The organism is Colwellia sp. 1_MG-2023 (assembly GCF_030546755.1).
Lineage (GTDB): Bacteria > Pseudomonadota > Gammaproteobacteria > Enterobacterales > Alteromonadaceae > Thalassotalea_H.
Window position 1 is genome coordinate 100,610 of record NZ_JAUOPE010000008.1, and the last position, 20,573, is coordinate 121,182.

18 protein-coding genes are annotated in these 20,573 nt (G+C 36.0%); 8 read left to right on the forward strand and 10 right to left on the reverse strand.

Features of this window, described 5'->3' with window-relative positions; all coding sequences use genetic code 11:
• Both Q4493_RS10940 and Q4493_RS10945 read left to right on the forward strand, forming a co-directional pair.
• The gene (locus Q4493_RS10940; RefSeq protein ID WP_303452495.1) at positions 1-651 is read left to right on the forward strand and encodes a TetR/AcrR family transcriptional regulator; all 651 of its coding nucleotides are present in this window, start codon (positions 1-3) and stop codon (positions 649-651) included.
• Positions 652-672: 21 nt separating this feature from the next.
• On the forward strand, positions 673-1,284 hold the full coding sequence (locus tag Q4493_RS10945; RefSeq protein WP_303452497.1) for a PilZ domain-containing protein: 612 nt from the start codon (positions 673-675) through the stop codon (positions 1,282-1,284).
• A gap of 66 nt (positions 1,285-1,350) precedes the next feature.
• Here the strand turns inward: Q4493_RS10945 and Q4493_RS10950 are convergent, their stop codons facing one another.
• Complete coding sequence (locus Q4493_RS10950) at positions 1,351-2,634, reverse strand: methyl-accepting chemotaxis protein (protein ID WP_303452499.1); 1,284 nt, start codon at positions 2,632-2,634, stop codon at positions 1,351-1,353.
• A gap of 242 nt (positions 2,635-2,876) precedes the next feature.
• Here Q4493_RS10950 and Q4493_RS10955 point away from each other — a divergent pair, with 242 nt between their 5' ends.
• A complete protein-coding gene (locus tag Q4493_RS10955; protein WP_303452501.1) occupies positions 2,877-3,044 on the forward strand; it encodes a DUF2897 family protein in 168 nt (55 codons plus the stop codon).
• A gap of 576 nt (positions 3,045-3,620) precedes the next feature.
• Complete coding sequence (locus Q4493_RS10960; protein WP_303452503.1) at positions 3,621-6,677, forward strand: TonB-dependent receptor; 3,057 nt, start codon at positions 3,621-3,623, stop codon at positions 6,675-6,677.
• A gap of 113 nt (positions 6,678-6,790) precedes the next feature.
• On the opposite strand, the gene Q4493_RS10965 is transcribed toward Q4493_RS10960, so the two are convergent.
• Entirely contained in the window at positions 6,791-7,069 is a 279-nt protein-coding gene (locus Q4493_RS10965; protein ID WP_303452505.1) for a peptidylprolyl isomerase, read from the reverse strand.
• A gap of 143 nt (positions 7,070-7,212) precedes the next feature.
• Between Q4493_RS10965 and can the strand changes: the two genes are divergently transcribed.
• The gene (gene can, locus Q4493_RS10970) at positions 7,213-7,815 is read left to right on the forward strand and encodes a carbonate dehydratase (protein WP_303452507.1); all 603 of its coding nucleotides are present in this window, start codon (positions 7,213-7,215) and stop codon (positions 7,813-7,815) included.
• Positions 7,816-7,881: 66 nt separating this feature from the next.
• Here the strand turns inward: can and hppD are convergent, their stop codons facing one another.
• Entirely contained in the window at positions 7,882-8,925 is a 1,044-nt protein-coding gene (gene hppD / locus Q4493_RS10975) for a 4-hydroxyphenylpyruvate dioxygenase (protein ID WP_303452509.1), read from the reverse strand.
• A 245-nt stretch (positions 8,926-9,170) separates the two neighbouring features.
• Positions 9,171-10,913, reverse strand: coding sequence for a Na+/H+ antiporter NhaC family protein (locus Q4493_RS10980; RefSeq protein WP_303452511.1), 1,743 nt, complete (start codon positions 10,911-10,913; stop codon positions 9,171-9,173).
• A 330-nt stretch (positions 10,914-11,243) separates the two neighbouring features.
• Between Q4493_RS10980 and Q4493_RS10985 the strand changes: the two genes are divergently transcribed.
• A complete protein-coding gene (locus Q4493_RS10985) occupies positions 11,244-11,975 on the forward strand; it encodes a transporter substrate-binding domain-containing protein (protein ID WP_303452514.1) in 732 nt (243 codons plus the stop codon).
• Between the two features lie 44 nt (positions 11,976-12,019).
• Positions 12,020-12,658 (forward strand): sulfotransferase, encoded by a 639-nt coding sequence (locus Q4493_RS10990; protein ID WP_303452516.1) that lies wholly within the window; start codon positions 12,020-12,022, stop codon positions 12,656-12,658.
• 22 nt (positions 12,659-12,680) lie between these two features.
• On the opposite strand, the gene Q4493_RS10995 is transcribed toward Q4493_RS10990, so the two are convergent.
• The 3 genes from Q4493_RS10995 to Q4493_RS11005 all read right to left on the reverse strand — a co-directional run bounded on the left by Q4493_RS10995 (position 12,681) and on the right by Q4493_RS11005 (position 15,839).
• Positions 12,681-13,652, reverse strand: a complete 972-nt coding sequence (locus tag Q4493_RS10995) for a magnesium transporter CorA family protein (RefSeq protein ID WP_303452518.1) — start codon at positions 13,650-13,652, stop codon at positions 12,681-12,683.
• Positions 13,653-13,800: 148 nt separating this feature from the next.
• Positions 13,801-15,150 carry a M24 family metallopeptidase gene (locus Q4493_RS11000; protein ID WP_303452520.1) on the reverse strand — a complete coding sequence of 450 codons (1,350 nt, stop codon included), beginning with the start codon at positions 15,148-15,150 and terminating at the stop codon, positions 13,801-13,803.
• A 47-nt stretch (positions 15,151-15,197) separates the two neighbouring features.
• Positions 15,198-15,839 (reverse strand): hypothetical protein, encoded by a 642-nt coding sequence (locus Q4493_RS11005; protein ID WP_303452522.1) that lies wholly within the window; start codon positions 15,837-15,839, stop codon positions 15,198-15,200.
• Positions 15,840-16,036: 197 nt separating this feature from the next.
• Between Q4493_RS11005 and Q4493_RS11010 the strand changes: the two genes are divergently transcribed.
• Positions 16,037-17,212, forward strand: a complete 1,176-nt coding sequence (locus Q4493_RS11010) for an HD-GYP domain-containing protein (RefSeq protein ID WP_303452524.1) — start codon at positions 16,037-16,039, stop codon at positions 17,210-17,212.
• Between the two features lie 105 nt (positions 17,213-17,317).
• On the opposite strand, the gene secF is transcribed toward Q4493_RS11010, so the two are convergent.
• The 3 genes from secF to yajC form a co-directional block, all read right to left on the reverse strand.
• Entirely contained in the window at positions 17,318-18,265 is a 948-nt protein-coding gene (gene secF / locus Q4493_RS11015; RefSeq protein WP_303452527.1) for a protein translocase subunit SecF, read from the reverse strand.
• 11 nt (positions 18,266-18,276) lie between these two features.
• Complete coding sequence (gene secD, locus Q4493_RS11020; RefSeq protein WP_303452530.1) at positions 18,277-20,124, reverse strand: protein translocase subunit SecD; 1,848 nt, start codon at positions 20,122-20,124, stop codon at positions 18,277-18,279.
• A 92-nt stretch (positions 20,125-20,216) separates the two neighbouring features.
• A complete protein-coding gene (gene yajC, locus Q4493_RS11025; protein WP_303452532.1) occupies positions 20,217-20,552 on the reverse strand; it encodes a preprotein translocase subunit YajC in 336 nt (111 codons plus the stop codon).
• Positions 20,553-20,573 lie beyond the last annotated feature (21 nt).

Consider the following 20,573-nt stretch of genomic DNA (forward strand, 5'->3'; position numbering starts at 1 on the left):
ATGGCTATTAATAAAAAAACGGTTAAAGCAAAATCGAAAGACAAAGTCTCATATCATCATGGCGACCTCTATAGTGCCTTATTGAAAATAGCGACAAAGATGTTAAATGAGCAAGGTATAGACAGCCTTTCACTGCGTAAAATTGCTGAAAATGTTGGTGTTTCTAGAACGGCAGCGTACCACCATTTTAAAGATAAAAATGATCTATTATGCGCCATTGCCGCACAAGGTTTTAATCAATGGCAAAAACATGCTGAAAAAATATTTACTAATAATAACCTAACGAAAGAACAACAATATCGTGACTTTGTTTATGGTTATATTCACTTTGCCACTAAGAATCCAAATTTATATGATTTAATGTTTGGTCGTACAATTTGGAAAGATCGGGGCAGTAACGAAACCTTGCGTCTTGCGGCTTTTCCTAGTTTTGATTTTCAAGTAAAAATGACCAAGCATTGGCAACAAATGGCTTTATTACCAAGCAGCGAATCATCATTACGTTTGGCACAAGTTATTTGGGGAACTTTACATGGCATTGCTAAATTAATGATCGATGGCATTTATACCGATAACTCAAGTGTTGATGAAATGTGTGAATGTGCGGTGAATTTATTTTTATCAACCGCGCAATCAACCAGTCATTCATAAAAATGAATCAAAGGAAATCTTATGACCAGCAGTAATACATTAACTAAACTTGAGCAATTTAATGAGTTTTTCACCATTGAATATGAATTTAGCGTCAATGTTAGCTTGCTTGAGAAAGACAAAACCTATGATTACCAAAGCTTTCTTAATCAGATGCCTACTCCATTTAAAATGGCAAGTGACATGGCGACTTTAGATCAGGCAGCACTTAGACCTTTGCAGGCGTTAAGCGGTGTTGCTGGTCAACTTGTTGATTATCTTAATCATCAAGCACAAAAAATAGATCTTTTGATGGGCTATATTTTAAGTCAACAAGTCGAAGAAGCACACCAATATCAAGGGTTAACTTTTGGCGGTGGTGGCATTACTTTTTCTAGCGATACCAAGTTTGATTTGGAAGATTATCTTGAACTGAAAATATTTATTCAAGATGATAATTGTGCGGTTTATTGTTTTGGTGAAATCATTGACATAGAACAAATAGACAATACTTCTGTTTATAAAGTCATTTTTCACTTAATTCGAGATGAAGACCGAGAAATATTAGTGAGAGCCAGCTTACATAAACAATCTGAACAATTAAAAGCTTTGGCTAAAAAACGTCAGCAATCTTCAGAGGATGCCAATCAATAACAGTTTTAAATTGCCAATAAAAAAGAGCTAAATCTAGCTCTTTTTTATCAACTTATTTTAAAAAAGCTAAACGCAAATTCTGTTTAGGGTTCTATCAACGTCTTCGGCAGTCGCTTTTTGTTGTTCAGCATGCTCCGCAACTATCGTCAAACCTTTATTAATATCTTGGCTCAATGACACAACAGCCGCCATATTATCATTGATAGAAGCAGTAGATTGTTGCTGTTGCTCTGTGCCGTTAGCAATTTGTGATGTTAAAGTATTAACTTCAGTAAAAACTTGACCAATCTTTTCTAAAGCGTCTACAACTTCTTCAGATTGTTGCAAACTGTCTTGCGTGAGGCTTTCACCTTTAGCGATAGCATTTACCGCATTGGTCGATTTTTCTTGTAAGCCTTCAACCATAGATTGAATTTCAACAGTAGACTCTTGGGTTCTGTGCGCTAATGCTCTAACTTCATCTGCAACAACGGCAAAACCTCGCCCTTGTTCACCTGCGCGAGCTGCCTCAATTGCGGCATTTAATGCTAATAAATTCGTTTGATCAGCAATGCCACGAATAACATCAAGCACGGAACCGATACGAGAACATTCTTCTTGTAATAAGGCTAACTCATTTGCCATTTCAGTAACTTCATTAGCAAATGCAGCAATGGTGTCTTGACTAGTATTTGACGCTGTAGTTCCTTGTTGCAACAAACTTAATACTTCATTTGACGTGTCACTCACTTGTGCAGCCCCTTGAGACAAGGTAGTAGATGTTGATGCTATTTCATCGATTGAAGCGGCCATTTGTTCAATTTGATCAGCGGATTGATCAACTATAATCACAGAGTCGCTGATTTGACTAGTTAATGAGCCAGCTCCTTGCCTTAACGTATCAGATTCATCTCTAATTTCTTTAATAACATCGGCTAAATTAGCAATAAATAAACTCAATTCATTAACCACATCAGCAAGGTCATCGCTTTTATCATCTTTCAAAGGCGCAGGTGGCGCCTGATCTACACTAATCACTAGATCTAAATAGTGCTTTAAATTATCGATTCGATTAGCTAAAAATTGTGTTGAAAAAAAGAAGCTAGCGGCAACCTGAGCTATCACTAAAACTAAGAGTAATGTTACTACACTACCTTTTTCCATATTTTCAGTAAAAAGAATGACAAACAACAGTGCAATGAAGCCAATAATCGCACTAGGAAATAATAATTTAATATGTAATCGATTGAACATAATCCATCCAATTTTGTCTTGTAGAATTTTATTATTGTCTAAATAAATATTAAGCCAAGTTAACTTATATTTACTCTCTTGCATAAAGTTACAGATAAATAGACGAATTTGCGACATATATTTTGCAAATTAACCGAAAATTTCATCGTTTGTATAACAAGATGTTTAGCTCAAGTTAGCTAGGGGCTGTTGATCTTTCGAGATTGTTTTTTCAGCATTTTGTTGGGTAGTTATACAAGGCAGAGCCTTTGTAATATGGTTTTTAATATTTGTCAGAAACAATCATAGACGAAGCTAAAATCCATCAGTAACATAATACTACCCTATAAAGTCGATTTATCTATAACCTGAGCACCCAAATGAACTTAACCATACTCTTACTTATTTTTTGCTGCTTGGCAGTTGTAATAGGATCTATTATGACGATTAGAAAGTCAGCGAATAAATTTATTTTATCCGAAGAACAGAAAAAGAAAATTAAACAAAGGGAAATAGAACAACAACAAAAAGATAAACTTCAGAAATAACCCACCATGAAAACCTGAATAGTATTCTCCAACTTTTACCATCAAAAGTCTGTTTTTCTATTGTTGTTACACTTCTTACAATTCTTACATTTTATATATGAAATACATTCACTTAGCAGTGTAACATAATATTTACAACAACAACTAACGCTGTAACCAATTGTTTTATATAACAAAAAATACAAAACCTCTTTTTCTATGTTTTAGAAGTTTTAATTAAATCATATCAATACACACAAAAACACAATATAAACCATTGTTTTATATACTAAAAAAACACAATCCAACAAAAATGACGCTTTGAGGCTCCTATTTGTGTCTTTTTAGAAATATTTCGCACAAGGAAAACACTTAAAACCCTGTTTTACATGAATTTAATAGCACTTAAAAAATATTACCATTTGTAACTAAATGGTTAAAACCCTGATATGCCGGTTTGTATAAAAAATGGAGTTAAGTTTAGTATCTCATTCGACTAAAAATGTCGAATAAAAATAAAACTTACAAAGTAACTTTCAGAAAGTTTAACTTTGTAAAAAACCACAAAAATCACTCAAGTGATTCAGGGAGAATAAAATGAAAAATTCAAATACACATTATTTGAAAACATTTAAACGTTCGCTTACTGCAATTGCCATATCGACAGTTATCGGTATGTCAACAGCGTCAGCAGAAGATATTAAAGGTAATGTAATAGTTACTGACGGCACAACAACGGGCTTATCAGTTAAAGCCGTTAACACTGCAACAAATACGACTCGTTCAGTTGACGTAGATGCTGATGGTTCATATCGTCTTTCTAAACTGCCTACAGGTTCATATGAAGTCACAGTTTCCAAAGGGAATACAACATTAGCAAAAGAAACTATTCGAGTATCTTTAGGTAATAATACTACTGCTGACTTTTCTGTAGAGTCATCAGTTGAAGTGATCAGTGTTACTGGTTCAAGAGTGTCTATGGTTGATGTATCTTCTATGGATTCAGGCTTGACTATCGGTGAAGGTGATATCGATAGAATGCCAATAGCACGTAATTTAACTGCTGTGGCATTATTAGCACCTGGTGTTGTTCTAGGTGACAATAAATTTGCTGGCGCAGGTGTCGGCTTCGCATCATTTGGTGGTTCTTCAGTTGCAGAAAACTCATGTTATATTAACGGACTTGAAGTAACTAATACTCGTCAAGGTTTAGGTTGTGGCTCTGTTCCATTTGAATTCTATAATGAATTTCAAGTAAAAACAGGTGGTTACTCAGCTAAATTTGGTCGTGCAACTGGTGGTGTTATTAACTCAAACACTAAAAGTGGTACTAATGATTGGGAATTCACAGCGTCAGCTACATTCCAACCCGATAGTTTAAGAGAAGAAGGTTCTGTATCTCGCCAAAATGGCGGTACAGGTCGAATTTTCCGAGATACACGATCAGATGTTAACGGTTCTACAGAGTTAACTTTCTCTGCTGCCGGCCCTATCATTGAAGATACATTATTTATCTACGCGTTAGTTAACCCAAGAGACACAGAAAGAAGTTACACAGACTTTACTGGTCGTGACCAAGATAATGGTGTTTCTGAGTTCCGTGAGCGTGAATCTTCTGGTTCTGACAACTTGTTCTGGGGTGGTAAAATTGATTGGGATATCAATGAAGATCACCGTTTAAGTTATTTCACTTACTCAGATGAGAATACCGCTGAAGAGAAAATTTATCGTTTCGATGGTGCAAACGGTACTTATGGTAATGAACTGATCGATACAGAAATTCGTGATCGTGGCGGTAAAGCATGGAGCCTTAGCTACACAGGTTATCTTACTAATGACTTAGTTGTTACTGCGATGACAGGTAACATTCGTACAGAATATACCACGAATATTGCTAACCAAGAATGTGCGTCAGTTGCTGATTCTCGTAACACAGCAAACCCAGCACAAGGCTGTGGCTCTGGTGGTCGCATTGGTCAAAATTATGATGATAACGATCAAACACGTATTGATATCGAATATCAACTAGGCGATCACACAATTTCTGCAGGTTATGATTACCAAAAACGTTCATCAACTAACCGTATCGACAGAATGGCGGGTGATCACGCATGGACTTATAACACGATTGCAGCTGATGGTAATTTAACAACCAATGGTATTAACTATACTAATACCACAGGTGCTGCTCATGATTATGTAGCTGACCGTATATTTATCGGTGGTGGTGACTTTTATTCAGACTTAAAAGCTTACTACATCGAAGATAATTGGCAAATTACTGATGACTTATTATTATCAATTGGTGGTCGTATAGATGAGTTTGATAGCTACGCGGTTGGCGGTGGTTTATTAACATCATTTAAAACAGACATTGCTCCTCGTTTAGGTTTTAGCTGGGACGTAAATGGTGACGGTGAATCAAAACTTTACGGTACATTTGGTCACTATTATCTACCTGTTGCGAATAACACGATTTACCGTGTAGGTTCTGGTATCAGTGATTCAACGGCTTACTACACCTTCGATAGTATTGATCCTTCGACAGGTAACCCTGTCAACCCAACGCCTATTACAGGCAACATCACATCTTCAACAAGCATCAGCAGCCCTGCTATTGCTCCAGCTAATGAAGTGTTCCAAGCACAAGAAGCCGACCCATTCTCTAAACAAGAGTTTACTATCGGTTATGACCAAGCGCTTAATGATAACCTATCAGTATCAATCCGCGGTACATACCGTACTATCTTAACTGCGTTAGACGATTACTGTGGTAAGTACTCTTATCCACATTGTGTGATGTTAAACCCAGGCGAAGCTTCTAGCTGGTATAAAGATGGTTTATATTGGGATGGCTCTGCATGGGGGGATGCTGGTGGAAATACAACCGATGGTCAACCAGATCCAGGCTCTTTACGTAAGCATACTAAAGAAGAAATCGGATTACCTGAAGCGAAAAACGATTACTTAGCATGGCAATTATCAACTAAATACAATCAAGATAATTTCCGTTTTGACCTAACTTATACATGGTCACGTAGTACTGGTAATTTCGAAGGTGGTGTCAAATCTGATATCGGTCAAGCAGATGCGGGCTTAACACAAGACTTTGACTTTGCAGCATTAATGGATGGTTCAGATGGCTATCAACCAAATGATCGCCGTCACGTATTCAAGTTCTTCGGTAGCTATGACTATAACGATGACTTAACGTTTGGTGTTAATGCAACATTATCAAGTGGTCGCCCATTGTCTATCTACGGTAAAGGCCATCCAAGTGATGATCCTAACTTATTCGGTGGTTGGGGTGATTTCTTCTACACCTATCACGGTTGTGATTTAACTGATGATGGTGCAGGTGGTCAAGAGTGTTTAAATGAAAACAAACATTATAATAAACACCCTCGTGGCTCAGCTGGAAGAACTTCTTGGACATTCAATGTTGATTTATCTGCAAGCTATATGTTTGAAGTTTCAGGTATCGATATGAGAGCATCTGTAGATGTATTCAATGTGTTAAACAGTCAACAAGCAACTTCTTTAAATGAACATTATGAGTCAGGTTCTGAAGGTACTACCAACTCTTGGTATGGCGCAGCATACTCATGGCAAACACCTCGTTACGTACGTTTAGGTTTAGAAGCACGCTTCTAATTTAAGCTAACGTCAATAACTAAAAAAGCCTCTGATGAGGCTTTTTTTTTATGCACAAAATAATGCGATTTAACCACGTAAATAATGATGACTCTTACGCTTCATTTTATAGTTTAATTACGATAAATAGTTTGAATCAAATGGTAACCAAAACGTGTTTTAACGGGTCCATGAACGGTTAATACTTCTTTTTTAAAGACCACATCATCAAATGCTTTCACCATTTGGCCTTTTTTAAATTCACCTAAATCCCCTCCCTTTTTCTTCGACGGACAAGTTGAAAATTTCTTCGCCATTTGACCAAAATCTGCACCTTTCGCAATTTTCTCTTTGATCTGAGCCGCTTGTTTTTCTGTTTTGACCAATATATGCCTTGCACACGCTAACGCCATTAGGGTTCCTCTTTATTACCTTATTCGGTCAATTATATCTTAATTTCATAAAAATATTGCCTTATAAAAAGCGGAAGTGCTTTGCTTCAAGGAATAAATTGACATAAAATGTCGAGCTATCTTTAGTCAACAATGAGGCTGGCATGTCAGATTTAAATGATTTATTTGAAAACAATAGACGTTGGGCTGAAAAGATCAATCAAGAAGATCCCACCTTTTTCGATAAACTCGCTAAACAACAAAAACCAGAATATCTATGGATAGGTTGTTCTGATTCACGTGTTCCTGCAAATGAGCTTCTTGGCATGATGCCAGGTGAAGTATTTGTGCATCGCAATATTGCCAATCAGGTTATTCATACGGATCTCAACTGTCTTTCAGTGATTCAATTTGCCGTAGATTACTTAAAGGTGAAACACATTATTGTCTGTGGTCATTATGGCTGTGGCGGTGTGTTAGCGTCTATGGATAATGAAAGTTATGGCTTAATTGATAATTGGTTACGTCATATAAAAGACGTGCATCGTTTCCATCAAGAAAAACTCGATGCAATTACCGACCATACCGAGAAATTTAATACCTTGTGTGAACTTAATGTAATCGAACAAGTTGCTAACGTCTGTAATACCACTATCATTCGCAACGCATGGGAAGCTAAACAAGATCTCACTGTGCATGGCTTCGTTTATAATTTATCCGATGGTATTTTAAAGAACCTGAAAGTGTCTTCTTCTAGTGACTCATGAGATAAATAAAAAAGTGTAAACCCAAAAAAACCGGCGAATTTGCCGGTTTTTTTCATTACACGAGGTTTATAACACACCACGTTCCATTTGATTCAATTCAATAGATTTAAACAAGGCAGTAAAGTTGCCTTCACCAAAGCCTTGATCATCAACCCGTTGGATCATTTCAATAAAAATAGGACCAAAAATATTTTTAGTGAAAATTTGTAATAAATAAGAATTTTCTTTTTGGCTATCCACTAAAACTTGGTGATCACGAATTCGTTGGTGATCTTCCTTCACCCATGGAATACGATCAAATACATCATCGTAATATTCTGGGACAATATTCAAGGTATCAATAATATCTTTATCTAGCCTATCTAATGAGCCTAATAAATCTTTTGAGATAAAAGCTAAATGCTGAACACCTGGACCATTATATTCATCTAAATATTCGTCAATTTGATTATTCTTTTTCCCTTTACCTTCATTAATTGGTAAACAGAAGGTGCCACAAGGTGATTGTAATGCATAAGAAACTAACGCCGTTTTTTCGCCTTTAATATCAAAATAGCGAACATCAGAAAAACCAAAGATATCTTTATAAAAATTTGACCAATACTCCATGGTACCTTGATGAACATTATTCGTTAAATGATCAACACGTAGAAAGCCTTTCTCTTCGTTGATCACTGGCTCAGCGATATCTTCAAAATCATCTTCGTAAATAGAGCCTTCAGCACCAAACTTATCGATAAAATAAATTAAGCTATCACCAATGCCGTAAATTGCCGGATAAGGTAGTTTATTATCAGCATCTGCTGCCGACTTAGCACCACGCTTTACTGCTTCTTCAAAAGCAAAATTTGCATCATCTACTCTCCACCCCATAGAACAAATGGCTGGACCATGGCTTTTAGCAAACTCTTTAGAAAAACCGGCTTGTTCATTATTCAATAAGAAATGAATGTCATTTTGATTAAAATAATCAATATCACGTCCTTTAAACTTTTTAGTTTTAGAAAAACCAAAGCCGTAAAAGGCATTTTCCATAAAGTCAGAATCTGGTGACGCGTACTCAGTAAATTCAATACCACGTAAATTTAACGGGTTAGCTAGTTCAGTCATGTTTATCTCTCTTTAACATCAATAAAGTCATTATCACCATGTTAAATAAGAAGAGAAAGCTTCGAGAAAATAGAGTGCAGTATGCTTACGTAAAACTTTATGTACGATAAAATCGTTCAATAAAGATTCGACTCAAAGCAAGGCCAATCAATGCCTACAAAAAGGATGTAAAGTTATTATTACACTAGATTTGATATCACAATAATTTAGAAATTATCTTAAGCAATGCTAGAAAAACTTAATCATTAAGCAAGAAAGTAAACACATGCTGTCCATAACAATCCTGCCATTACTGCGGCAAACGTTGCCGGTACAATTTGTGACTTAACATGATCCATTAAATCACAACCCGTTGTCATAGCACTTAAAATCGTGGTATCAGAAATTGGAGAGCACTGATCACCATAAACACTACCGTTTAATACTGTCGCAAAGCATATCATCATAAATATTTCTGGATTAGCCAAGCCCTGTGATTGGCAAACTGCCCAAGCTAATGGCATAGCTAAAGGAAATGCGATGGCATAAGTTCCCCAACTTGTCCCGGTTGAAAAAGCGATAACCATAGTGATTAACTGTAAAATTACAGGCAAGGTCCAAAATGGTAAATGTTCACCTAATTGCGAAACTAAATATAAGCCGCCACCAATTTCTTTACTGATTGTACCTATAATTACGGCCAACATTAAAATAACCGATGCCATCACAACCCCTTTTAGACCATTACCAAAGCCATCAATTAAATCCATTAATGACATTCCTTTACCTAGAGCAATAAACGCAGACAATAAAAGCGCAGCACCAAAGGCCCAGTTAATCTTAGGAGATTCAAAAACAACGAAAGTAATAACGGCAGTCGCAACTAAAGTGATTAAAGGAAGAATAAACTCTAAGTGATGAGAGTGATAACCTTCCGGTACTTCACAGCGTTGTAATTCTTTGGCACTTAATGGTTTTGCATTTGGCGCATCTAGCTCGCCAGTAGTTAAAGCTCGATGCTGAGCAGCACGAATACGTTTACCTGCAAAAGTAGTGATATTCAAACTCAACAATAAAGTACCTAAAACCGCCAATATGCCATAAAAACTAAAAGGAACACTTGAAAAGAAGAACGCGATGCGATCAGATTCGGTCGCTAAAAAGGATACGCCCGGGACAAATATAAGGGCTTGCACATATGCGGGCCAAGCATTGAAAGCAATAACGGCGGCAATTGGAGAAGCAGTAGAGTCAACTATATAACTCATTTCTTCATGACTGACCTTGGCTTTATCAGCCAAAGGTCTAACTGTCGTGCCAACTAAAACAGTACTCATAGTACCGCCTTGAAAGAACAGAATCCCCATAAACCAAGAAACTAACTTGGCTGATCTTGGCCCTTTAACATAATGCTCTGTCATGTAGTGAGCAAATGCTTGCGCGGCACCAGTTTTCGACCAAATACCTAAAAGGCCCCCTAACAGCCATAAATAAAGCAATAACAAGCCCGCTGCCCCTTCACTAGCAAGATTTGGAATAATGACACTGTCGGTAAGATCATAATCGCCAAGCATTAATGCACCCACAACAATGCCACCAAATAAAGCGGTTAAAGGCTCTCTTGTGATCAAACATAAAGCGATAGTAATAAACGCGGGTAATAACGACCATAACCCATAATGAAAAGCGGGCTTTAACAGAAATAGCGATTGATTATCATCTATCACCCACTGTTGTTTCATGGTTGGTGCTTGGTTAAGCTGATTGAGGTGTTGCTGGTTTAACTCAGATGTTTGATAGGAAACCACATCAGTAATTTCAACTTCCTCTCCTTTATATTTATAAGCATTAACCCCTTTATCAGTTTGGTAAATATCATAAACATAACGCTGTTCAAGCCAGGTTTGGTCAACGTTATGATGTATATATATCGCTAAACTAAATCCGGTAATAAAAATGAATAGGGCTAAACGGTTAAGGTTAGAAAATAAAGTCATCGTTGAAAACATTGATTGTCCTATGCTCTTAGTGGCATTAATAGCTCAAACATAACAAACTTTTTAAGCGAATAATGTTTATTCTTATAACAAAGTTTACCTTTATTTAAACCATTTAGTCATTTTACTTTTGATAATACGGCATTCTTTATTAAAGGTATTGGTTTCCAACGAAATAATACTTGTAATACTTAACGGAAGTATCACGGTTAATTTTACTTTTTTGTCTTTATTTTTACTCTTCTCAATTCAATTAAAAAATAACTATTAGTTTGATTTACTTCAGCTATAATAATTTTGATCACAGCTATTAAAAGAAGATTGAATTTGTATAAGTTGTTATTGAAAATCCCTTTTGTACTTTGTTTGTTACTTTTCTCTAGTTGCCCGATCGCAAAAACAGCCATTGATCTATTTATTTATGTTGATAAACCCCCTTTCACTGTCGATAAAAATGCAAAATTAGGCTTAAACTACGACTTTGCCGCAGCGCTAAATAGACACTCTAAAGAATTTCATTACTCAATCGTTCATATTCCTAAGCCAAGAATATTAACAGTGGATAATAATCCTGGTGTTGTTTTATGGACCACGCCTACATGGGTCGATGATACTGCTATGAGCAAATATGATTGGATTTTAGATTTAATTCCAGAGCAGGAATTATATATTACCCACGACAAAACCATGCATTACCAAGAGGAAAGTTCATTACACAATAAAACTATCGCCACAGTAAGAAGCTATACCTACTTTAATTTAGAAAAATTATTTAAAAACAAGCTCGCAATTCGTGTCAATGTTCATAATGAAAAAGCGGTGGCGTTAATGCTAATGCATAAAAGAGCCGATCTTGGCGTTATCGGACTTCAAACATTCGAGTATTTCAAACGAACCATTCCTGACATTAATGACCATTTAAAAATCTTAACCGGTTATAATAAAGTGTTTCAACGTAGTATTTTAATCAGTCAATCGACCCCTGAGATAAAACAAGATATTCAAGGTTGGCTTAATTCAGAAGAAGGGAAAGCAGAATGGCAGGCAATAAAAGATAAGTGGTTACTCCACTAACCCATACAATATGCATTCTCTTTCTATTTTTATAGATACTACACATGACAAATCAAAAAACATTTATCCTCGGCTTACCCAGAACAGGCACCACTAGCATTTGTAGTAAATGTCTTGAATTAGGTTTTACCGTAGCCCATACCGCTTATACACAAAAAACGTTTAATAATGCTGAAGTAATTGCAGACACGCCTATTTTTACTGACTTTCAAGCGCTTGATGAATATTACCCCAATAGCAAGTTTATTTATTTAGACAGAGATCTTAGTTTATGGTTGCCATCAATTAAACAATTATTACAACGAATGCACCATAATCTTACTCGAAATGATGGTGGCTTTAATCCCTACTTAAAAAGATGCTATCTACAAATTTTCTCCCCATTTACCTTAGAAAATATCAATAACGATCAGTTTTTAACTGATTGCTATTTAAAGCATAAAAAAGATGTGAGCGATTATTTTCTAAACCGAGATAACGATTTTTTGTTAATAGACATCAGTCAAGCAGAAAGCTTAAACCAATTACAATGTTTTTTAGGCTTAGATAAAACCTCAGACAGTTTTGAAAAATTAAATCGTGGCGGTAAAGTAACCGCTTGGAAAGATATTAAGCACCCTTCAAAAGTAGAGTCTACCCACAAGGGTAGGATCTCAACTTTAGCATATTTACAGCAAGACTAACTTTCACGATTGATGGTTAAATTTATAACCATTTCTTACGTTTAAACAAAACGACTAACGCAACTGAAATCGTGAACATAACGCCTAACAAAATAAAATAACCATTTTTAGCTTTTAACTCTGGAATATACTCAAAGTTCATTCCATAAATACCCGCTAAAAAAGTTAACGGCACAAATAACGCGGTGATAACCGTTAAAATACGCATTGTGGCATTTAATTGATGTGAAGTGATCGACATATAACCATCAACTAAATCGCCACAAATATCATAATACATTTGAGAAAGACTTAATAACCTATCTAAACGCTCTCTTAAATCATTAACTGTATGAATTTCTTTTGCGGTAATTAATGACGTTTCTTCATCTTCAAGCAAGGTATTTAAAGTATTACCTATGGCAACGTGATAGTTAAAGGTCCGTCTAATTTTTACCAATTGAGAACGATAACTGGTAATTTCTCGCATCATTTTATCATTACCACTTAATTGAAATTGATCTTCAATTTTTTCTAATTTTGTCTCGAAAGAAAATAACTGCTTTAAATAATTACCACAACTACTGTGAAAGATCATGAGCGCTAAATGCATAGGACTGCGCTTTAAATGTTTTTCGCTTGCAAGATTGAGTAACGAATTGATAGCAATCGAGCTTTCAGTGTGGCAAGTAATTAAAATACGATGTCCAATGAACATACTAATTTGCAAGTTTTCAAAATTTAAACTTTCATTATTCGCGACAAAGCCTCGATACAATAAAAAAATATAATCATTAAACGCTTCTACTTTTGGCGGATGTCTATCTCTTTGGGTATCTTGAATCGCTAGTTGATGACAACCAAAGTCTTCCAGCATCTTCTTTTCTTTGGCTCTATCTAATCCTTCAAGATCAAGCCATAAAAAACTATCATCGTTGTTTTGCCATTGTTGGATAAGCTCTTCACCGCCTAATTTAGGAGGGGTATTGGACGATACTAAAAGAGATTTAATCATTAATTTTTACCTTATTGAAACAATATTTATTGTCGTCAGTTAAAGTCTGTTGTTTATATAAAACAACGCACTTCCAATAAATTAACTTTGGTCTGAATTACACAAAAACTCAACAAATGTAATCCACGTCAATGCCAAACATTGAGTTTTATTTATGCTTAATTATATGCAATCTCGTTTGCCTTTCATCAAAGTATTGTACTTTTTCCCCATTAAAAAAAGCGTCTTCTTCAAGCATAATGCGAATCTCTTTATTCCATATTTTCAAAAAGATGGCATTATTTAATTCAATCGAATATGCCGTATTAGCGTGCAAAGGATAATCCCCACTACCTGCAACACCTTGCTGTGCATCCCACATGCCAATCGTAGTACCTGCTCCGTGACCATGAAAGCCAATTGGGTGAGTATAAATAGTGGGCGTTAATCCTTGAGCAACTGCTTGACTTCTCGCGTTTTTCAACACTTCATTGCCAGTTTTCCCAAGGATAAAGTTGTCAGTAAGAATATCTTGCAGTTTATTGCCTAATGTAAACGCGGCAATTAATTCTTCTGGTGCTTGTTTTTCATTTTCCTTCAAAACATAAGCATGCTGCTGAATATCCGTATTTAATCGTAAATAATGAATACCAAAATCTACATGAAGTAAATCACCAGGTATAATGATATTTTCTTGATAGCCATTAGTGAAACTATCGACATGATCAAACTTTTTATTATCTTGTCGTTGAATACTCACGCTAGGGTGAAACCAAGTTTGCAATCTTAATTTACGCACTTGCTCTCGAAACCACCAAACCAAATCATCCGTCGTTGTTTTGCCAACTTCAATGACATTATTTGAAAAACCTTGAGCAATAATGTCGTGGGTTAAAGCAACCATGCTTTCATATACCGCTATTTCATCTGGGATACGTTGCTCTAACCAGGCAACACCTAGCTTCTCGGCAGAGAAAACACGTGATTGATACTGTTTTGGTAAAACTGCAAAGAGTTTTTCTTTTTCAGTAGCTGTCAATCCGTCAGCATGCGCCCAATGTTGAGATTGATTAAGGCCAATTTTCTTAGGATCATAGTGTTTTATTAAGGCTAGCAATGCTTGCCATTGATCAGGATGTTTGGTTTTATCCCATGCTTTTTTGAAAAGATCGCCAATTTTATAAGGCGCAATCGCATAAGCACTTACCGTGTTATCTAGGTTTTTAGCAAAAACAAGCATGGTTGTACGACGTGCTGATAACCACTGGGCGGGTAAAAATGTTTTTAAGATAGGGTCTTCATTATATTCCCGACTGATCATTAACCAGAAATCTATTCCCGAATCATCCATTAATTTTGGTAATAACTGCTCTACTCTTTGACGAGTATTGTTATTGATAAAGTTCGCTCGCTGCTCCATAGTTAAAACAGTAGCATCATCAAAGGTGATGTTATCGAATGCTTTACCAGAAAAAGTCACTAGCAATAACGTTATAATAATTATAAATTTAGTGTCCATAAAACCTCTTTATCACCGTTATTAAAATACTCAACCGTTTAACTCATCTACTTTATTGCATCTTTATCAGGAACATTTTCTTCAGCTGTATCATCTTTGACTATTTTTTCTTTGGACGTCTCAATTGGCAGCTGTTTTTTCATATAAGCAATACTTTCCACAGGGATGACAATCGCTTCTTTTTCATCAAGATCATAAAAATAAGAGAAGCGACTTGAAGAGCCTAATAGTGCTAGCTTTTGTTCCCCTGTATCGTTTGGTAATAAAGCACTGTAACCATCAAAACTACCCGATTTAATTTTTATTGTGTTATCAATTGCTAAGTTTTTAACAAAAATCACCGTTATGACTGTAATAGCTAAACAAAAAAGGATGGGGTCAGAGTATTTAGGCTTCATGGTTCTTTCAACAAATCGGCCATAACCGCTAAACTTATCCCTAGCCCAAAGTTCTAGTTTAAAGGAAAGAAGGTAAAATATTAGCCAAAAAACAAATACGACTATCGATAAAGGTTCAAGTATAGACGCAAGTAAAAAGTCACTTAAATCAGCAAATTTTAATATTTCGATACCAAATTCTGCATAAAAGTAGTAACTATAAATCACCCCTATAATTGTGACGATAAAATAACAAATAGATAATAGTAATGTCGGATGCTCTTTAGCATATACACGAAGTAAATTATTCATATTATTTTTAATGTTTCATTATTAACTTCACCATACTATATCGAAGATATTATTAACTAAACATTAAATTAAGGTAAATTCATGAAGCAATTCAAGTGAATACTTCGCAAACCCTACAAAATAAGCTAAAGTTGGGTAATAAAAATTAAACGGTCAATGCCTAAAAAAATAATAATAATAAGGCTATAATTCTTAATATGCTTAAAGACTTAACGATTGATGAACTAAAAGTAGGAATGTTTGTGAAAGACATTTTCCTCAAAGATAGTGATCATAAAGTAAAAAATCAGGGAGTGGTTAACTCAGCAAGAACCATTGAGCTTTTAAAAAAGCAAGGTGTGGTTCGTGTTGTCATTGATTGTGAGCAATCAAATTTTTCCGACGATGAACCAGACATCGAAGATAATGAATCCGACACTGAAAACGATGTTGAAGAAACTAGTTTAACCGATGAGTTTGCACGTTCGTGTGATATCTACCAACAATCAGCAGAAAACGTTAAAGCGCTAATGCTAAATGCATCATCAGCTAAACCTCTTTCTATGGAAGCTATGACAGTGCTTGCGGGTGAAATTACCAATTCGATCACCCGAAATGAACACGCAATGACGATACTCACACGTATTCGTCAAAAGTCGAATTATCAATGGGAGCATGCCATTAACTGTGCGGTGCTGATCTGTGGTTTTTCACTTTATCTTGGTTTCAAAAAAAATACCGTTCAAGAATTAACCTTAGGCGCATTAATACATGACATAGGCTCAGCAAAAGTATCGAGAGCCATTTTAGAAAAGCAAGATAAGTTAACTAAAAATGAGATGTCAGTAGTGCAAAAGCATGTGCTTTGGGGAATGGAGCTTTCTAAAAGAGAAGGTTTTTCAAGCCCAATTCTTTCAGATATGTTAGTGAATCATCACGAAAGGCTTGACGGCTCAGGTTATCCAAGAGGCATAGCAGGCGATAAAATATCTAAACTTTCTCGAATTACTGCTATCGTTGATGTTTACGATGCAATGACTGCCGATAAACCTTATAAAAAAGCAATGCTCCCTCAAGCTGTTTTTCGTCATCTTTTGAATGAAAAGAAAAAATTTGATGCCGATATTGTTCAGCAATTTATCAAATACCTAGGCATACACCCGGTTGGTTCATTGGTTGAATTATCGAATGAGAAAATAGCCATTGTAATTGAAGGAAATAGAACGGATCCCCTTAAGCCTAAAATAAAAGTTATATACAGCCTGAAATTAAATAGCTATACCAAACCGGTAGACTTTGATTTAACCCAAGAAGAATTCGTGATTATTAACTCGATTAAAGCCAGTGATTATCAAATAAATCTCAATAAAACCATTCGAGATATTGTTACTTAGCCAAGGCCTTATTTTCAATATAAGATGAGTAAGAAAACGCCCATAAAAAAAGCCAATCACCTGTAGTGATTGGCTTTTAAAGTATTTGCTCAAACTAATAATACCTTATGGCATCATCATTTCTTGATCAGCGCCTTCTTTTTCAATCACTTCTGGGATCAAATCTTCTTTCGATATACCTAAGGCAAGTGCAACGGCACTAGCGACATAAATAGAAGAATAGGTACCAACAAAAACACCAAATAATAACGCGGTAGCAAAACCATGGATAAGTGCGCCACCTTGATAAAATAAAGCGATTAATACTAACAAAGTGGTAATTGAAGTAATAAAGGTTCGACTTAAGGTTTGCGTTAAAGAAATATTAATAATTTCCGCTGGGCCGCCTTCTCGAATTTTTCTAAAGTTTTCTCGAATTCGATCAGAAACAACAATGGTATCATTTAATGAGTAACCTATTACCGCTAAGATTGCAGCTAATACTGTTAAATCAAACTCTAATCCTAAAAAGGAGAATAAACCTAAGGTTAATAAAACATCATGAAATAAGGCAAAAACTGAGCCTAGTGCAAAACGCCATTCAAAACGAAATGCGACATACACTAAAATACAGATAAGTGCTGTAAGCATGGCTAAGCCGCCCTGCTCAGTTAATTCATCACCAACACTTGCACCAACAAATTCGATACGACGCATCACTAACTTTTGGCCTGTACCTTCTTGTAACATAGATAAAATTTGATTACCTAACATTTCCGCTTTAATGTCTTCACGTTGTGCTAAACGAATAACAACATCGCGCGAACTACCATAAAGTTGTACAACGGCATCATCAAAACCATTAGTGTCCATGATTTGACGAATTTTATTTAAGTCTGCTGCTTGCTCAAAACCAACTTCAATTAAGGTTCCCCCAGTAAAGTCTAAACCAAAATTTAACTTATTTATCGATAACGAAGTTATTGCCGCTAACATGATGAGAATACTAAAGATCATCGCAACTTTGCGATGCTTCATAAAATCAACGGTTTCTTTCAATTTTAATAATTGCATATTTTGATCACCTATATTGAAAGCTTGTCGAGACGTTTTCCGCCCCACACAGAATTAACGATTGTTCGCGTACCAATAATGGCCGTAAACATTGATGTGATAATACCGATAGACAAGGTGATAGCGAAGCCTTTGATAGGACCTGTTCCCACTGCATATAAAATTATCGCCGCAATTAACGTGGTGATATTCGCATCAAGAATAGTTGAAAATGCCGCATCATAACCTTGATGAATAGCTTGCTGTACTGATTTACCTTCACGAAGTTCTTCTCTTATTCGTTCAAAAATCAATACGTTAGCATCAACTGCCATACCAACGGTTAATACGATACCTGCCATACCTGGTAAAGTTAACGTTGCTCCCGGAATTAAAGAGATAACGCCAACAATTAGCACTAAGTTAGCCGTCAGCGCTAAGTTTGCCACCACACCAAAGGCGCGGTAATAAATCAACATAAAGATAAAGACAAGCGCGAAACCGCCCATAATTGCTTGAAAGCCTAACTGTACGTTTTCAGCACCTAACGTTGGACCAACAGTTCGTTCTTCAACAATACGGATTGGCGCAATGAGTGCACCAGCTCTTAACAGTAAAGCTAGGTTATGCGCTTCAGCTTGCGTGCCTGAACCTGTAATTCTAAAGGTTTTACCTAAACGACCTTGGATTGTAGCAACACTAATAATTTCTTCGATTTTTTCATAAACAATGTTGCCTTCAGCATCAACTCGATCTGTCGGTTTAAACTCAATAAAAACCGTAGCCATTGGTTTACCAATGTTATTTTTCGTCGCGTTTGACCATTTACTGCCGCCAGGAGAATCAAGGGTTATATTAACTTGAGGACGAGAATATTCATCAAAGCTAGAACCTGCATCAACAATATGATCACCGGTTAACATCACGCGTTTTTTCAATAATGATGGACGACCATCGCGATCATATAATAATTGAGAACTTGAAGGAACACGGCCGTTCAATGCCGCGCTTAAGTCGCCATCACTATCAACCATTCTAAATTCAATCGTTGCCGTCGCACTTAAAATTTCTTTCGCTTTAGCCGTATCTTGAACACCTGGTAACTCAATAATAATATTCTTTTGGCCTTGGCGTTGAACTAATGGCTCTGCAACCCCTAGTTCATTAACACGATTACGAATAATCGTAATATTTTGTTGCAGGGCATACTCTCTAATTTCTTTAAGTTTCTGCTCAGTCATTGATGCAGACAATGTCATTTTGTCACTGTTGTCTTCAAACAATAAATCACGGTATCGTTTTGATAAGAATGATTCAGCAATATCTACGTCTTCAGCATTTCTAAATTGTATCTCAATGGCAGATCCAACTTCTTTGACACTACGGTAGCGAATATTTTCACCACGTAAATCAGTACGAAAATCACCAATCATGCCGTCAGTAGCTTTAGCAATGGCTTCATCCATATTCACTTCCATGGTAAAGCTTACGCCACCACTTAAGTCTAAGCCTAGCTTCATAGGAACACCGCCTACGCTTGCTAACCAATCTGGCGTGTTTGGCGTTAGGTTTAAGGCAACTGAATATTTATCACCAAGATTTGATTCTAATAAATCACGCGCTTTAAGCTGGTTTTCAGTATCAGAGAACTTCGTTAAAATTTGACCGTTTTCAAAGGTGATTTTTGAATAATCAATGCCTTCTTTTGTCAATTGTGACTTAATGGTGTCCAGTGTTGCCGCATTTGCTTCTACGCCGCGTAAACCTGACACTTGTACTGCTGGAGATTCACCGTAAATATTAGGTAACGCATAAAGTGCACCTATAGCTACGACAAATAGTACCAACAATTTTTTCCATAATGGAGAATGGTTTAACACAATGTCATCCTATTTTTATCAATGGCTTATTGTAGTATTTCATAAAATAACTGGCTGAAATTTAATTAAAGCCAGTTATTTAACAATGAATACTATAGATTTTTCATTGTACCTTTAGGTAATACTGCATTAACAGCAGCTTTTTGAACGGTAACTTCAGTACCTTCTGCAATACTAATCACGATAAAGTCTTTATCATCAGACACTTTAATGATTTTACCAACAATACCGCCTTGCGTTAATACTTCATCGCCTTTAGAAAGGGCTGACATTAAACCTTTATGCTCTTTGACACGCTTAGCTTGTGGACGATAAATCATGAAATAAAATACAAAACCAAACACTAATAACATGATAACCATTTCCATACCGCCGCCTTGTGGTGCTGGTGCCGCAGCTGCATGTGCTTGACTAATAAATAAACTCATAATTTCCTCTTATACTTCTTC

Coding starts and splice junctions, on each gene's coding strand:
- Q4493_RS11010 (WP_303452524.1), top strand. CDS start 16,037: ATGCTTAAAGACTTAACGATTGATGAACTAAAAGTAGGAATGTTTGTG.
- Q4493_RS10945 (WP_303452497.1), top strand. CDS start 673: ATGACCAGCAGTAATACATTAACTAAACTTGAGCAATTTAATGAGTTT.
- Q4493_RS10950 (WP_303452499.1), bottom strand. CDS start 2,634: ATGTCGCAAATTCGTCTATTTATCTGTAACTTTATGCAAGAGAGTAAA.
- secF (WP_303452527.1), bottom strand. CDS start 18,265: ATGCAATTATTAAAATTGAAAGAAACCGTTGATTTTATGAAGCATCGC.
- Q4493_RS10980 (WP_303452511.1), bottom strand. CDS start 10,913: ATGTTTTCAACGATGACTTTATTTTCTAACCTTAACCGTTTAGCCCTA.
- can (WP_303452507.1), top strand. CDS start 7,213: ATGTCAGATTTAAATGATTTATTTGAAAACAATAGACGTTGGGCTGAA.
- Q4493_RS10960 (WP_303452503.1), top strand. CDS start 3,621: ATGAAAAATTCAAATACACATTATTTGAAAACATTTAAACGTTCGCTT.
- Q4493_RS11000 (WP_303452520.1), bottom strand. CDS start 15,150: ATGGACACTAAATTTATAATTATTATAACGTTATTGCTAGTGACTTTT.
- Q4493_RS10940 (WP_303452495.1), top strand. CDS start 1: ATGGCTATTAATAAAAAAACGGTTAAAGCAAAATCGAAAGACAAAGTC.
- yajC (WP_303452532.1), bottom strand. CDS start 20,552: ATGAGTTTATTTATTAGTCAAGCACATGCAGCTGCGGCACCAGCACCA.
- Q4493_RS10955 (WP_303452501.1), top strand. CDS start 2,877: ATGAACTTAACCATACTCTTACTTATTTTTTGCTGCTTGGCAGTTGTA.
- Q4493_RS10965 (WP_303452505.1), bottom strand. CDS start 7,069: ATGGCGTTAGCGTGTGCAAGGCATATATTGGTCAAAACAGAAAAACAA.
- Q4493_RS10995 (WP_303452518.1), bottom strand. CDS start 13,652: ATGATTAAATCTCTTTTAGTATCGTCCAATACCCCTCCTAAATTAGGC.
- Q4493_RS11005 (WP_303452522.1), bottom strand. CDS start 15,839: ATGAATAATTTACTTCGTGTATATGCTAAAGAGCATCCGACATTACTA.
- hppD (WP_303452509.1), bottom strand. CDS start 8,925: ATGACTGAACTAGCTAACCCGTTAAATTTACGTGGTATTGAATTTACT.
- Q4493_RS10990 (WP_303452516.1), top strand. CDS start 12,020: ATGACAAATCAAAAAACATTTATCCTCGGCTTACCCAGAACAGGCACC.